Below are 13,411 nucleotides of genomic sequence, written 5' to 3' on the forward strand. Positions count from 1 at the left end.
GATGCCAAATGGCCCGGGTAGTCTTACGGAAAAATAACCTTCCGCTGCCCATCCGTAAGCTTCACGCAAGCTTCGGCGTATTTCGCCGGCATCTGATGGCGCCCAGCCGACCGGAACCAAAGCGCCGCGCCGATCGTTCTCGGCCTCATGCAGATCCGGGAAGAAAATCGAAACATGCTTCTGCTGGGAACGGTGACGCTTTGCTGCGCCATCGTGGCCGGAACGCTTGCGCTGCTCGAGCCCGTCTTTGGGCAGGCGCCGGAGAGGCAGGTCGCCGAGAGCAAACCTGTCGATGTCGCTGCGCCGGCGCCGGTCCGGCTGGTCGGCGCGCCATTCGTGCCGAACGTCAAACCGCGCGAGCGGTAGCACTCATCTCGCCGGCGTGCCCTCGCCCTCCTCGGCCTGGGCATGAACACGGGCCAGCTCCTCGACGAATGCGATCACCTCCGCCCGCTTATCGGGCGGCAGCGAGAGGAAGGCGCGCACAAGTCTCAAGCCCTCCACTTCGAGCGACTCTTCTTCTTTCCCGGCTTCCATCCGCCCACTGTCGGGCGACCGGGAAAAATATGCAATCCCCTTGCAGGATTACCTCCTTGATTCGCCCCTCCAGCTTTGATGGAATGGCCCAACAGGGGGCGCCCATGAAGTGGATCGCGGAGCGCGACGCACTGATCGCGCAGACACTGGCCTTCGTCCAATCCGTAACCGGCAAGAAGGATGAGCTCCATCCGCCGGAGCGACCGCCTGTTGCATTCGCGGTCACCACGGAGATCGTGACCGTGCAGACTGTTGCGGTCGAAACCGAGCTGCCGCCGGCCGCACCCCCGCCCGAACCCCAAGCCCGGCCCGTCCCGATCCCGCCGCCCCGCCCCGGCAGCGATTTCCGCACCGAGATGCAGGCCAGGATCGCAAATTTCCGCAAGCATCAGGAGCGGTTCGAGCGCGAACGCGAGGAATATTGCGCGGCGACCCTGACAAAGCTCCGCGCCGCCCTCCGCGACGCCGGCCCTCCTCCACCGGCCGAAAAGTAACGCACGCCCGTCCGTCAGGACCTTACAGCCAGGACCACACCATCCAGAGATTGGCTGCGCAGGCGCCGAACAACGCCAGCGTCAGCGGCAGGAGCATGTGCCCGCAGGAGGTTTTGAGGTCGCTCGTCATGGCCAAAACATCCGCTGATTCCGGCCGGAGAGTCCCAAGGATTCTTTTTTTGGGGATTCAGGACTCGTTTACGACTCAAGGCCTGACCACCCCGATCACGCCCCCGTGATCGCCTGGCCGCCCGGAACCCCTCCCCCAGCAGATTCGTTAACGGGCTTTCCCGGAGCGGAAAGAATGCCCTACGCCCTGTTCTGCAACGACGCCCAAATCAGCAAGGCCTATCCTGATGAGGCCGACGTCTGGAAACTCGCGCAGCTGAGTGGTCTGGTCGTGGATGTCAGCACCGACGAGGAGCGTGCCGGGCCGCGCCGGGTGCTCGACAATGATTACAAGATCAAGCCCTGCCGGGTCGCCCAAGGCGAGGACCCCGCCAGGAACAAGGCCGAGGCCGAGCACCAGTCCAGGATGGAGCTTGAGCTGAATTCCTGAGGTTCGGAGCGGATCAGGGCGTCGCGGTCGCGAGGGAGGCCTGTTCGCCAGCCAGCACGACGCAGGCCTTGCGGCGGTGGAGCCCGCGGATCGCGCCGGTGACCTTCAGCACCTTGCCGGACGGACAGGAGGCGTCCTTGACGAAGGCCACCTCATAGGGTGCCAGCATCAGAGGCTCGGATTTGAGGATTGTTTGAGCAGAGCACGGCAGGGCGAGGAAGCACGAGAGCCCTACTGCCGACACCAAGATACGCATGACCGTCGTCCCACCAGCCCGGGAAGTCCCATATTAACGCGTTCCGGAGCGCGAGTTCCGTAAGCGGCAAAAATTATTTTTGCTTTACGCCAGCCCCATGACACGCATGAGAAAGCGCGTGCCGGAATGTTTGCCTGCAAATGACGCGCCAGATGGTTCACGCGAGGCAAACGACCCACCGGCAAGCCGGTGCCGACAAACAAAAGGCCGGCGGGGAGCCGGCCTTTGTCAGATCTGTGATCCCACTGGATCGCCTTTGGCGGGTCAGTAGCGCGAGGCCGGGGGACCGCCCCAGCCGAAGCGATAGTTCACACCGACCTTGACGGTATGCTCGTCCTCCCGGCCGCGGACGCCGACGATGTCGGCTGGCCCGGAGGTGAGGGTCGTGCTGCCAAAGTTGTAGTACTGGTACTCGGCCTTGGCCGACCAGCTCGGCGCGAACATGTATTCGAGGCCGGCACCGACGGTATAGCCGTCCTTGTTGTTGCCGGTGGCGGTAAAGGTCTGCGGCACGCCGGCGACGTTGACGCCAAGGCCGCCATTGCGCCAGGCGTAACCACCCTTGGCGTAGAGCAGCGTCGGGCCCCAAGTGTAGCCGATCCGGCCGGTCACCGACCCAAGCTGGTCGGTGTTGGACGTCACCTGCGTGCCCAGCGGGAACGTGGCACCGTTGTTGTTGGTCGGCAGCCAGGAATACTGGGCTTCGACACCCACGACCCAGTTGGGCGCGAACTGGTAGTCGAAGCCGCCCTGCACGCCGCCCAGGAAGCGGGCGTCGCTCGACTGGAAGCTGCTGTCGCCGGCGAACGCGCCGCCGACATGACCACCGATGTAGAAGCCGGTCCAGTTGTAGATCACCTGCGGCGGCGTGGGGGCCGGCGCCTTGGTGTAGGTGCGCGGCTGGACGTCGGCCGCGGCGGCCGGCGCGGCCAGCGCAAGCAAGGCGACTGCGCCCAGGAAAATCGTTTTCATATCCATCCCCGTTCTTTCAAATCGACCCTCAGCAAACAACGTGGCGTGAATTTGGTTGCTTCGCAGCGATGCCGGAACGTTGATCGTTCGCAACTGTGACGGGGTGGCAACGTCGCGATTTTGTTCCGTCACGTGTCCTTGCGCCGACAGATTTTGTCGTTTGCGCAGGGCCTGCCGTAACGATCAGTCGCAAGGCAAATCCGCCCCGTTCAAAGCTCGCTGAAATGTGATCCAGCGGTTCCGGCCGCCCTCGTTCTAGCACCAAGCGATGAAGGCGGGCTTTGCGCTAACGCGTCATCTTTTCCAGTTCCGGAAAGGGTGTGTAAACCGCACCGGTGCAGAGCTCGCTCGCTTTGTCGACGACACGATCGGCCCGTCCGTTGACGAAAATCACCGCGCGCTCGCGCGCGCCCTTGTAGCTGCCGTCGGTCTCACGCGGGTTGAAGCGCAGGCAGCTGACATAGAACTGCCGGCCACCGACCGGCCGTTGCACCGGCTCGGCCATGCTGGCTTCACGCACGCCGACCGGATTGTTGAGATAGGTGCGCATCAAGGCCAGCGTGTCGCTGCGAAAATTGTCGGGAAAGGGCTGCGGCCCTCCGGCCTGGGTCCCGTCCATCAGGGATGGACGGTCGCCGTCGCTGCCGAAACACGCCGCGAGCACCAGCGGCAATGCCAGGATCAATGCCGCGCTCACCGCACGTTTCGCCAATCGCCCCACAGGTCACGCTCTCCGCTCGCCCAGACTCAAGAGACGTTCTAGCCCCAAGGTCGCGCGAAGGGAATTCGCTTGCAAAGCGCACCGGCCCGCCGCCGGCACCTCGCGCTTTCGCGCAATGCGCCGGACGGCGGGACGGGCCTGAAGTCCGCGCGGCAGCAGGGCAATGCCAGGGATGCCGCCGCGCGGGGTCAGACTTAGCTGCGCTTTTCGGTCGTCACCGGCTTGGTGACGTCCGGCTGCGTCTTCAGCGACTTCTTCGACGACAGATGCTTGTGGTGATGGCGATGCTTCCGCACGGTCTTGTGCTCGTCGGGCGTGACCGCGGCGTTCGCATTCATCGCCTTCGACTTGGCGTCGACCTTGGAGTCCGCCTTGACGTCGGCCTTCGCATCGGGCGCCTTGGCATCGGGAGCCTTCGCGTCGGAAGCCTTCGCGTCGGAAGCCTTGGCACCCGAAGTCTTGACGTCCGACGTCTTGGCATCGGCCTTGATGCCGGCGTCCGGTTTCACGGTGGTCGACGCCTTGGTCTGGGTCTGGTCCGCCTTGATCACCGGCGCGGTCATGGTGGTCTTGCCGGCTTCAGCGGCGAAGGCCGGAGCTGCGATCACGGAGGCGGCAAGCAAGGCTGCAGACATGGTCTTCAACATGGTGGTCTCCTCTTGGAAGGATCTTGAGGCGGCGCCCTCTCGCCAACCCTTCGATCGTAGGTGGGAGCCTAGGCGCCGCGCGCTGAACCCATTCTGAAGCCGATCGCAGGCTTCCGTTCATCTGGATGACAAGTTTGTCATCTGCGCGGGGCGAATAGATCGTGCGAAGCGGGAATGTTTTCCCCTCCTGGGTGTTCCGGTCTTCGGGCAATCGTGTAGGATCGCCACGTTCCATACGGGAGAACTTAGATGCGAAAACTCTCAATGCTTCTGCTGCCGGGCCTCGTTTCCATGGCGCTCGCAGCCGGGCCGGCGCTGACCAGCGCCTATGCCGCAGGCAGCGACGAGCCCTCCTCGCCGCCGAAGTCGGACTCCTCGTCCAAGAAGGGAAAGAAGAAGAGCTCCTCCGTCAGCGATCCCAAATTCCTCGCGGCCTATCGCACCGCCTACACTGCGATTTACGACAATCATGACTACACCGGCGCGATCGACCAGCTGAAGTCGCTCAAGCGCGACGACGTTGCCGACGTTGCCAACCTGATCGGCTACTCCTATCGCAAGCTCGGCGACTACCAGTCGTCGAAGGTCTATTACGAGCTGGCGCTGAAGGACGATCCGAACCACGTCCGTACCTGGCAGTATTACGGCCTCTGGCAGCTCGAGCAGGGCAACCGCGAGCAGGCGCAGTATCACCTCAACAAGATCGCATCGCTCGCCGGCACCGACAGCTCCGAGTATCGCTCGCTTGCCGCGGCGCTCGACAAGCCGACCGGCGCGACGCTCGTCTACTGAAGACTGCGCATCTTCGAATGAAGCGAACGGGCACAACCCAGGGGTTGTGCCCGTTCTGCTTTCTCGGCTAGCCTTCGCGCACGAATCCTCCCCTCACAATTGGTGCGCAATGGATACGTGGCTGCGATCCGCGATCGACTACATCGGCTCCTGGATCGAATTCCAGCAGACGACAATCCAGCAGCCCGGCGTCATCGTCGCTTTCGCGCATCGCGGCGAGATCGTCGCCGAGCACGCATTCGGCCTCGCCAATCTCGACACCGGCGAGAAGCTCACCCCGCGCCACCGTTTCCGTATCGCCTCGCACTCCAAGAGCTTCACCTCCGCCGGCATCATGAAGCTGCGCGAGCAGCGCAAGATCCGGCTCGATGACACGGTCGGCCAGTATGTCGGCGGCCTCAATCCGCGCGTCGCCGAGACGACGATTGCACAGGTGCTCTCGCACAGCGCCGGGCTGACCCGCGACGGCGCCGATTCCGGCCAGTTCATCGACAGCCGTCCCTATCTCGACGCCAAAGAGCTGCTCGCGGAGCTGAAGCTGCCGACGGCGATCGATCCCGGCACGCGCTTCAAATACTCCAATCACGGCTTTGCCCTGATCGGTCTCGTCATCGAAGCGGTGACGAAGGAGCCCTACCCGGTGTGGATCAAGCGCGAGATCATCGAGCCAGCGGGGCTGCGCGAGACCGAGCCGAATGCGCCGCTACCGAGGGGCGCGCTATTCGCACGCGGCCATACGCGAAAACTGCCGTTCGGCGAGCGTTGCGTGATCCCCGGCGACAATCCCGCATACGCCATGGCTTCGGCCGCGGGCTTCGTCGCGACCGCCGCCGACACCGCCCGCTTCTTCGCTCAGCTTGCACCCAACGCGAAAAAGAGCGTGCTCTCGGTCGCAAGCCGCCGCGAGATGACGCGGCATCATTGGCGTATCCCGCAAAGCTTCGAGGCCTATTACGGTCTCGGCGTCAACGCCGGCAAGTCCGACGGCTGGGACTGGTTCGGCCATAGCGGCGGCTTCCAGGGCTACATCTCGCGCACCTGCACGATTCCCACCTGCGACCTCGCGATCAGCATCCTCAGCAACTCCCTCGACGGCGCCGCGCCGTTCTGGATGGACGGCGCGATGCAGATCCTGCGGGTCTTCAAGACCCGCGGTGCGCCCGACCGCCGCGCGCGCGACTGGCGAGGGCGCTGGTGGACGATGTGGGCGCGACCGATCTGGTGCCGATGGGCAAGCGCGTGCTCGTCGCCAACCCGCAGTTCAACAATCCGTTCATGGATGCCGGCGAGATCGAGGTCACCGGCCGCGACACCGGCAAGCTTGTCTGGGCTGCCGGCTATTCCAGTCACGGCGAGCCGGTACGCCGGGTACGCGACAAGCGCGGCAAAGTCAGCGACATCTGGATTGCCGGCGCCAACGTGAAGCCGGAAAAAGTCGTGGCACGCGAGATCGCGCGCCGCTATCCGCCGCGCAAGCGGCGGCCTACTCCCTGATCAATCCCTCGACCTCGCCGCGAAGGGCCTGCCGTGAGCCGTCGCGCGAATAGAACATGTGACCGCCGGGATAGACGGCGAATTTCACGCGCCGGGTCGCGAATCCAGGCAATTGGTCGAGCACCCGCTTCGTTCCGAAATAGGGCGTGGCGAGATCGAACAGGCCGTGCGCGACCAGCACGTTCAGCTTGGCGTCGGTTGCGAGGATCTGGCGCAGGTCCGACACCGATTGCGGCGGGTTGATGCCGCGGCCGAAATCCCAGTTACCCTCGACGCTACCATTCAGGACCTCGTAGGAGCCGTCGGGCCGCCAGTTGAGCTTGCGTGTCAACACATCGACCGCGGCGCTCGTCAGCGGCGCCTGGAGCGCATCGCCCGAGGGATCGCCGAAACGGGAGTTGCCCGAATCCGGATAGGGATCGAAGCCGCGCACCGAGCCGTCGTAACGTCCCGTCACCTTGCCGTTCTTGCGGTCGAATTCGCGGCGGAATTCGCCGACGTCGAAGCGGCCCGCGAGCCTGCGGCTCACCGCCTGGTCGATGCCGGTGAGCTCGGCGACCTTGTCGGCGAGGCGTGTGGTGGCCTCCTTGTCGGCCTCGCCCTTGACGAGGTCAGCCAGGAATTCGCCGCGCGCATAAGCCTCGACGTCGGCGAGATCGGCACGCTTGACCGGACCTTTGGCTTCGCGCGCCACCGCCACATAGCTCGGCAGCGTCGCGACATATTGCAGGAGGCTCGTGCCGGTGAAGTCGCGGAAATCGAGCAGCGGCGACACCAGGATCAATCCCCTGACGCCGACGCCGTGCTGGAGCTGCAACTGGCGCACCACCTTCGGCCCGCGAATGCCGCCATAGCTTTCACCCGCGACGTATTTCGGCGAGAGCAGCCGGTCGTGTTTCTCGAGCCAGCGACGGATCACCAGAGCGATCGAATTGACGTCGCCATCGACGGAGTAGAAGGATTTTCGCGCGTCCTCGCCGCTCGCAACGAACCGGCTATAGCCGGTGCTGACGGGATCGATGAAGACGAGATCGGTGAAGTCGAGCCAGGTTTCCGCATTCGGCTTCACCTCGGGTGAAGCAGAGGGCGACAGCGCTTCGCCGTCGAGCGGCAGCCGCCACGGACCCGCGGCGCCGAACTGGAGCCAGGCCGAGGACGCGCCGGGTCCGCCGTTGAACAGGAAGGTCACCGGGCGCGTCGCGCGGTCGGCGCCGTCGAGCTGGTAGGACATGTAGGCGATGTCGGCCAGCGGCTCGCCCTTGCCATCGAACACGCGGATGGAGCCCGCGGTCGCGGCGAAGTTGAGGGTGCGGCCGGGCAGATCGAGCGCTTGCCTCGTGGTCGAATCCGGCGGCAGACGGTGCGGCTCGGAGGACGGCGAATTCTGCGACGCGCTTTGCGCGCCACCACCGCGCCCGCCCTTCTGTCCGGCTGGCGCCGTCGTCTCGGTGCGCGGCTGCGGCGGATCGTCCGCGCGCGCAAATCCTGCGAGTGCGAAGGCCGACACCGCCAGCAGCAAGGCCGTGCAACGCAGCGCCGGCAAGCTCGTGACCATGATCGTTCTCCCTGACCGGCTGGGAGAGCCGGTGAGGCCGCAAGGCTAGCGCGAAATTGCGACGGTTTGGGGGATCATTCACGCGGCGCCCCCTTCAGAGGCCGATCGGGGTCGAAACGACCCGGTTTGCCCCGGATCCGGCAGCCGGCCGTTTGCCTTGAAGGGTGGTCATCCTCGACAATGGAGCCCCACCTCGTATAGACGAGCCCGGCGGAACTTTCTCGAGCCAGCGAGCCTGACCGAAAAGCCATGACCAAGCCCTCGCGATACGAACGGATCGCCTTCGTCGCCAGCCCGAGCAGCGAGGCGCAGACCGCGTTCCGCCAGCTCACAGAGGACTATGGCAATTGCGACCCAAAGGACGCCGATGTCGTGGTCGCGCTCGGCGGCGACGGGTTGATGCTCCAGACGCTGCACCAGAACATGCGCACGGGAAAGCCGATCTACGGCATGCACCGCGGCACGGTTGGCTTCCTGATGAACGAGTACTCGACGCACGATCTGCGCGAACGGCTCGCGACGGCGCATGAATCCGAGATCAATCCGCTCCTGATGCGGGCGACCGACGTCAACGACCGCGTTCACCTGCACCACGCCATCAACGAGGTCTACCTGTTCCGCCAGACCTCCCAGGCGGCGCGCCTGCGGATACTGATCGACGAGCGCGAACGTATGCCCGAGCTGATCGCCGACGGCATCATCGTGGCGACGCCGGCAGGCTCGACCGCCTACAATCTGTCGGCGCAGGGCCCCATCCTGCCGATCAACGCCGCCCTGCTGGCGCTGACCCCGATCAGCGCCTTCCGGCCGCGGCGCTGGCGCGGCGCCCTGCTGCCCAACACCGCCTATGTCGTGATCGAGGTGCTGGAGGACGACAAGCGCCCCGTCGCGGCCGTCGCCGATCACGAGGAGGTGCGCAGGGTCCGGCGCGTCGAGGTGCTCTCGGACAAGAGCATCTCGATGCGGATGCTGTTCGACCCCGGCCACAGCCTGGAAGAGCGTATTTTACGCGAGCAGTTCGGCTACTGAGCCCCTGCCCCCACCCGCCGGGCGGCCGGCAGCAACCCTTCGTTAACCCCCGCCACGATATGGTTAACGAAGGTTGACCGCTTTGGCCCGGGCGTCATGTTCCGTATCGACTTCAACAAGCTGCGCTTCCTCGTCTGCGACGACAATCCGCACATGCGCCGCATCCTGCGGACGCTGCTGCACTCGTTTGGCGCGCGCGAAGTCTATGAGGCCGAAGACGGCGCCACGGCGCTGGAAATGTACAGCCATTACGTGCCCGACATCGTCATCACCGACTGGGCGATGCCGATCTTCGACGGGCTCGAGCTCGCGCAGATGATCCGGCAGCCGGAATCCAAGGGCAACCCTTACGCGCCGATCATCATGCTGACCGGCCATTCCGAGAAGCGCCGCGTCACGGTCGCGCGCGACGCCGGCGTCACCGAATTTTTGGCCAAGCCGATCTCGGCCAAGGGGCTGTACCAGCGCATCCTCAACGTCGTCGCCAATCCCCGCCCCTTCATCAAGACCAAGACCTATTTCGGCCCGGACCGGCGCCGCAACACCAACTCCGCCTATATGGGCCCCGAGCGCCGCGTCGGCGAAAAGCACGAGGTGCTGCAGCAGCCCTCGCTGCTCGACAAGGCCCGCTCCTCCATCTAGCGCAACGTCTTAGACGAGGCAGGCATCATGGCGAAGAACAACGCAAAGGACATCGAGGTCAAAGCCTTCGCCACGCATCAATTGATCACGCAGCCAAATCCGCTGCGCAAGGTTCTGCGTCGCGTCGAAGAGAAGGACATGGATGATCCGGTCAGCCGTGCCGAGCAGGCGCTCGCAGGCCTCTCCGGTGAGTTCAAGGACTGGATGGCAACCGAGGTCAACCGCCTGTCGGCCGCCTACGTCGCCATCCGCAATGACGGCTTCACCAAGGAGCGGCGCGACGAGCTGTTCCGCGCCGCGCACGACATCAAGGGCGATGCCGCGACGTTCGGCTTCCCGGCGGCGGCGGGAGTAGCCGAGAGCCTGTGCCGCGTCATCGAGCACGCCCCTGATCTGGAGAAGGTGCCGGCCGAGCTGTTCACGCATCACATCAATGCCATCCTGGCCATCGTGCACGAGAACACCCGCCTCGACAGCATCAGCGTCTCCGCCGAGCTCAGCCGCCGCCTGCGCAAGGTCGCCGACGACTATCTCACCCAGGTCAACCGCGACCGTCCCGAGCATCTCGAAGCGATCCTGGCGCCCAGCATCGTGCCGGCGGAGTAAGTTTTCGCCGTCCGCAAGATATCGTAGGACCTCCTACCCGTGGTCAAGAGGTAGACGTCCTTGATGGGCGAGCATAGCGCCGTGCTCGCCGCCGTCCAGGACGCTTCGCGCCGGCGTTGCCGGTGCCGACGGCCTCCTGGACAGCGTCTGCGCGCGGCGCTGTGGCGATCGGCAGGTCGGGACGAAGGAATGGTCACACCGGCCGAACAAAGGAATGAGGCTCAGGCTTTAGTGGAGGTCCTTGCGCTATAGTCCGCCTCGTATGGGGTGTGTCGCTTGAGCGTCGTGCACAAGGCAAAGAGCAAGCGATCCCCTACAGTGCGCAGAGCACGCGCGTGGCCATGTCCTCGCTGTCGCAAGGCATCATAGCGTCGCCTGCTGGCCTCATCGTGTTGGATGGCGACCCGCGACCAGTGATGGACGGCGCTCTGTAGCCGCCTGTTGCAGGCGAGGCGACGGATCACGAAGCGTTGCTTGCCGCTTTGCCGCGTCACCGGCGCGGCCCCTGCCAAGGCGCGCAGAGCATGATAATCTCGCCTGCGCAGAGGCTCTGCGGCCTCGGCGAGCAGTGTGGCGAGATGGATCCTGCCGATTCCTGGCCAGGAGCGAAGGATCGTCACGTCGCACTGCTCCGAGCTCTGCCCCGAGGCCTTCTCCTCGCCTTCGATTGCGACGCACAGACGGTCCAGGTTCTGATGCGCCTCCTTGATCTGCTGATTGACCAGGTGCAGTCGTGCCGCCAAGCTGCGGATGTGTGCGCAGGCGGCCTCGGTGGTGCCGGGTGCCACGAACAGCGGGGCCTCGCGTAAAGTTTCAAGCACCCCCGCCGCATCAAGGCGGCGGATGCGATGGGCTTTCAGAACGCGTGCAATTGCCTTCTCGCTGGCCTTGGCCGCACGGGCCGGCGTCGGCACCATCTGCCAAAGCGCCAGGAACCATTCGTCAGCGACATCGTCGGTCAGCTTGGTGGCCTGCGGATAATATCGCCACAACTGCTTGCGCAGCCGGTTGGCAAGACGTGTGCGCTCCTGCTGCAGTTCGTCGGCCAAGCGCGACCACTCGCGCAGCTCGATCATCGTGGGATCGTCGACCACAAGCCGACGGAACGCCGCGCGATCCGTGCGGAGCGAAGCTCCGAGCACATGGGCATCGCGGCGGTCATCCTTGGCACCAGCCACCGTGAAGCGATCACGGAAGCGGTCAAGCTGCTTGGGATTGATCGCGAACACCGCAAACCCGTGTTCGAGCAACACCTCCACCACCGGGCCGTGCGGCATCTCGATCGCCACGGCGATCTGCCCCGGTGCGGCGTTGGTCTTCTGCAGCAGCCAGTCGCGCAACTCCGTCAGGCCCGCACCCTCATGGGCGAACTCGCAGTGAGCAACCTGTCTTCCTTCGGTATCCAGCAGGCAAACGCTATGGCTCTGCGTTGCCCAATCGATCCCGACGAACCAGCGTACATCTTCGAGCATTGTTGGGACCTCCTTGCTCTCAAAAAGCGGGCCACCGCGATCCTGATCGATCCCTGTACTGGCGCTCTCGGCGCGAACCTCCTACTGGATCTCGACCGCGGCCGCTCTGCCGGGGCGCGGCTCCTACGTCGGTGTTCAAGACACAGGTGGGCAAGGCTGCTCCCGGCGGATCGGCCCGTGTTCCAGTCTACACCTTCGACTGGATGCGAACCCCAAAAGGGTACAGGGTGGGCAAAGCGACTTGTCCGCCGTAGCTCGAAGAGCGAAGGCGGAAGCGTGCCCGCCAATCAGCATAAGTTGTGCAGGTGAATGGTGGGCACGGCGCTTCGCGCCTTTGCCCACCCTACGGCATGTCGCTAGGCCGCAATCAGGTCGTCGTAAACCGGATCGATCGTATCGTCCGCGACCAGCTCGTCGCACAACAGCCGCGCCTCTTCGCGCGCGGACTCGGTGGCGAAGCGGCGGAGCAGAACCATCAGCGGCTCGGCGGCGCGGCGGTCGGTCTCGCAATGGGTGAGCACGCGCTCGACCATGCGACGGCGCAGCCGCGCCGCGCCGTCGTCGCTATCGACAAAACCCTGCTCGTGGCAGGCATCGAGCGCCACCTGGAACGCCGCAAACGTCGCCTCGGGAAGGCCGGCGCGGCGGAGCAGCGCGTGCAGGCTGTTGCCGCCGCGGTCGTGCAGCAGCGCGGTGACGCGCGCCAGCGGCACATCGGCAAGCTCGGCCAGGGCCGCGTCGAACAGGTCGAGATTGCTCGACAGCAACGCGCGCAGAATGAGACCTGCGGTCAGCTGGCCGGTGACACGGAGGTGATGCACCAGGCCCTGCATGTCCTCGCCGCGCGAGCGCGCCGCGATGTTCACGGTGGAGCGGTCGCGCGCTTCGATCGTCACGCGCTCGGCACGGTCGGCGCTCAGCCAGTTCCGCGCCACGACGAATTGCGCCAGAGTCTCGGAAAGCTTTGCCACCAGCGCTGCCCGCGTTGCCGCCGGTAGATCCTCCAGCACCAGCATCGCCTCGCGGATCGCCGCGAGGTGGCCGTGGCGTTCGACGATGCGATTCCAGGAGAACGGCGCGAGCTCGGCATTCGGATTTTCGATCAGCTCGAGCGCTGACGCCGCGCAGCCGACTTCGGCGATGGCGGCGCAGACCGAGACCGGCAGCGCGATGCGGCGGGCGACCGCGCACTGCACCTCGTCATTGCCGGTCGCGACGATGTCGACGAGATCGGCGTCGATCAGCAGCGGAGAATGTTCGAGCACGGGCAGCGCGACGGTCGGCTGGTCCGCCGACAGCGCCCGCACGATCGACGCCGGCGCATCAAGGCTGCGCGCGAACGCCTCGGCCATCGCCTGCCGCACCAGCGGCGAGGGATCGTCGAGCAGCATCAGAAGCGCGCCTTCGGCGGCGACGCGGTCGTCTTGGGAGAGATCTGAGATCAGCCAGGCCCGGGCCAATGCCCGCGTTGCCTCGGCCCGCTCGCCGGCGGGCGCCGTCCTGATCCAATTGATGAACTGCCGAACAATCATGCTGCTTCCGGCTTACACAACAAACGAAAAACGGTGACGGCTCGTCACCTGCAACACAAAATAAACCACGACGCTTAACAAAGCGTTCACCATAACTGGCTGG

General features: G+C 65.1%; 15 protein-coding genes and 1 pseudogene. 8 read left to right on the forward strand and 8 right to left on the reverse strand.

Translation table 11 applies throughout. The features are described from left to right. The first annotated feature begins 174 nt into the window (after positions 1 to 174). A complete protein-coding gene (locus tag ACVJ19_RS34910; protein ID WP_453953603.1) occupies positions 175 to 366 on the forward strand; it encodes a hypothetical protein in 192 nt (63 codons plus the stop codon). A gap of 3 nt (positions 367 to 369) precedes the next feature. On the opposite strand, the gene ACVJ19_RS34915 is transcribed toward ACVJ19_RS34910, so the two are convergent. Further along, positions 370 to 537, reverse strand: coding sequence for a hypothetical protein (locus tag ACVJ19_RS34915; RefSeq protein ID WP_453953604.1), 168 nt, complete (start codon positions 535 to 537; stop codon positions 370 to 372). A gap of 104 nt (positions 538 to 641) precedes the next feature. On the opposite strand from ACVJ19_RS34915, the gene ACVJ19_RS34920 reads away from it, so the two are divergent. Both ACVJ19_RS34920 and ACVJ19_RS34925 read left to right on the forward strand, forming a co-directional pair. After that, positions 642 to 1,031 carry a hypothetical protein gene (locus ACVJ19_RS34920; RefSeq protein WP_453953605.1) on the forward strand — a complete coding sequence of 130 codons (390 nt, stop codon included), beginning with the start codon at positions 642 to 644 and terminating at the stop codon, positions 1,029 to 1,031. Between the two features lie 304 nt (positions 1,032 to 1,335). Continuing rightward, positions 1,336 to 1,590: a hypothetical protein gene (locus tag ACVJ19_RS34925; protein ID WP_453953606.1), complete on the forward strand. Its 255-nt coding sequence runs from the start codon at positions 1,336 to 1,338 to the stop codon at positions 1,588 to 1,590. 13 nt (positions 1,591 to 1,603) lie between these two features. On the opposite strand, the gene ACVJ19_RS34930 is transcribed toward ACVJ19_RS34925, so the two are convergent. The 4 genes from ACVJ19_RS34930 to ACVJ19_RS34945 form a co-directional block, all read right to left on the reverse strand. Then, positions 1,604 to 1,846: a hypothetical protein gene (locus ACVJ19_RS34930; RefSeq protein WP_453953607.1), complete on the reverse strand. Its 243-nt coding sequence runs from the start codon at positions 1,844 to 1,846 to the stop codon at positions 1,604 to 1,606. 264 nt (positions 1,847 to 2,110) lie between these two features. Further along, positions 2,111 to 2,818, reverse strand: coding sequence for an outer membrane protein (locus ACVJ19_RS34935; protein ID WP_453953608.1), 708 nt, complete (start codon positions 2,816 to 2,818; stop codon positions 2,111 to 2,113). A gap of 286 nt (positions 2,819 to 3,104) precedes the next feature. Beyond that, positions 3,105 to 3,539, reverse strand: a complete 435-nt coding sequence (locus tag ACVJ19_RS34940) for a hypothetical protein (protein ID WP_453953609.1) — start codon at positions 3,537 to 3,539, stop codon at positions 3,105 to 3,107. Positions 3,540 to 3,733: 194 nt separating this feature from the next. Then, positions 3,734 to 4,186 carry a His-rich protein BRANT gene (locus tag ACVJ19_RS34945; protein ID WP_453953610.1) on the reverse strand — a complete coding sequence of 151 codons (453 nt, stop codon included), beginning with the start codon at positions 4,184 to 4,186 and terminating at the stop codon, positions 3,734 to 3,736. A 249-nt stretch (positions 4,187 to 4,435) separates the two neighbouring features. Here ACVJ19_RS34945 and ACVJ19_RS34950 point away from each other — a divergent pair, with 249 nt between their 5' ends. Both ACVJ19_RS34950 and ACVJ19_RS34955 read left to right on the forward strand, forming a co-directional pair. Beyond that, on the forward strand, positions 4,436 to 4,978 hold the full coding sequence (locus tag ACVJ19_RS34950) for a tetratricopeptide repeat protein (RefSeq protein WP_453953611.1): 543 nt from the start codon (positions 4,436 to 4,438) through the stop codon (positions 4,976 to 4,978). 109 nt (positions 4,979 to 5,087) lie between these two features. Then, positions 5,088 to 6,472 (forward strand): annotated as a pseudogene (locus ACVJ19_RS34955) (serine hydrolase domain-containing protein). Here ACVJ19_RS34955 and ACVJ19_RS34960 read toward each other — a convergent pair. Further along, on the reverse strand, positions 6,462 to 8,027 hold the full coding sequence (locus ACVJ19_RS34960) for a S10 family peptidase (RefSeq protein ID WP_453953612.1): 1,566 nt from the start codon (positions 8,025 to 8,027) through the stop codon (positions 6,462 to 6,464). The pseudogene ACVJ19_RS34955 and the gene ACVJ19_RS34960 sit on opposite strands and share 11 nt — an antisense overlap. Before the next feature lie 249 nt (positions 8,028 to 8,276). Between ACVJ19_RS34960 and ACVJ19_RS34965 the strand changes: the two genes are divergently transcribed. The 3 genes from ACVJ19_RS34965 to ACVJ19_RS34975 all read left to right on the forward strand — a co-directional run bounded on the left by ACVJ19_RS34965 (position 8,277) and on the right by ACVJ19_RS34975 (position 10,304). After that, positions 8,277 to 9,056, forward strand: coding sequence for an NAD kinase (locus ACVJ19_RS34965; protein ID WP_453953613.1), 780 nt, complete (start codon positions 8,277 to 8,279; stop codon positions 9,054 to 9,056). 96 nt (positions 9,057 to 9,152) lie between these two features. Then, positions 9,153 to 9,698: a response regulator gene (locus ACVJ19_RS34970; protein WP_008549760.1), complete on the forward strand. Its 546-nt coding sequence runs from the start codon at positions 9,153 to 9,155 to the stop codon at positions 9,696 to 9,698. A gap of 27 nt (positions 9,699 to 9,725) precedes the next feature. After that, the gene (locus ACVJ19_RS34975; protein ID WP_453953614.1) at positions 9,726 to 10,304 is read left to right on the forward strand and encodes an Hpt domain-containing protein; all 579 of its coding nucleotides are present in this window, start codon (positions 9,726 to 9,728) and stop codon (positions 10,302 to 10,304) included. A gap of 221 nt (positions 10,305 to 10,525) precedes the next feature. Here ACVJ19_RS34975 and ACVJ19_RS34980 read toward each other — a convergent pair whose 3' ends face one another. Beyond that, the gene (locus ACVJ19_RS34980) at positions 10,526 to 11,776 is read right to left on the reverse strand and encodes an IS110 family RNA-guided transposase (RefSeq protein ID WP_453948482.1); all 1,251 of its coding nucleotides are present in this window, start codon (positions 11,774 to 11,776) and stop codon (positions 10,526 to 10,528) included. Between the two features lie 356 nt (positions 11,777 to 12,132). Continuing rightward, positions 12,133 to 13,308, reverse strand: coding sequence for a DUF2336 domain-containing protein (locus ACVJ19_RS34985; RefSeq protein WP_453953615.1), 1,176 nt, complete (start codon positions 13,306 to 13,308; stop codon positions 12,133 to 12,135). Between the last annotated feature and the right edge of the window lie 103 nt (positions 13,309 to 13,411).

The sequence above is a fragment of the Bradyrhizobium sp. USDA 376 genome (assembly GCF_054063675.1).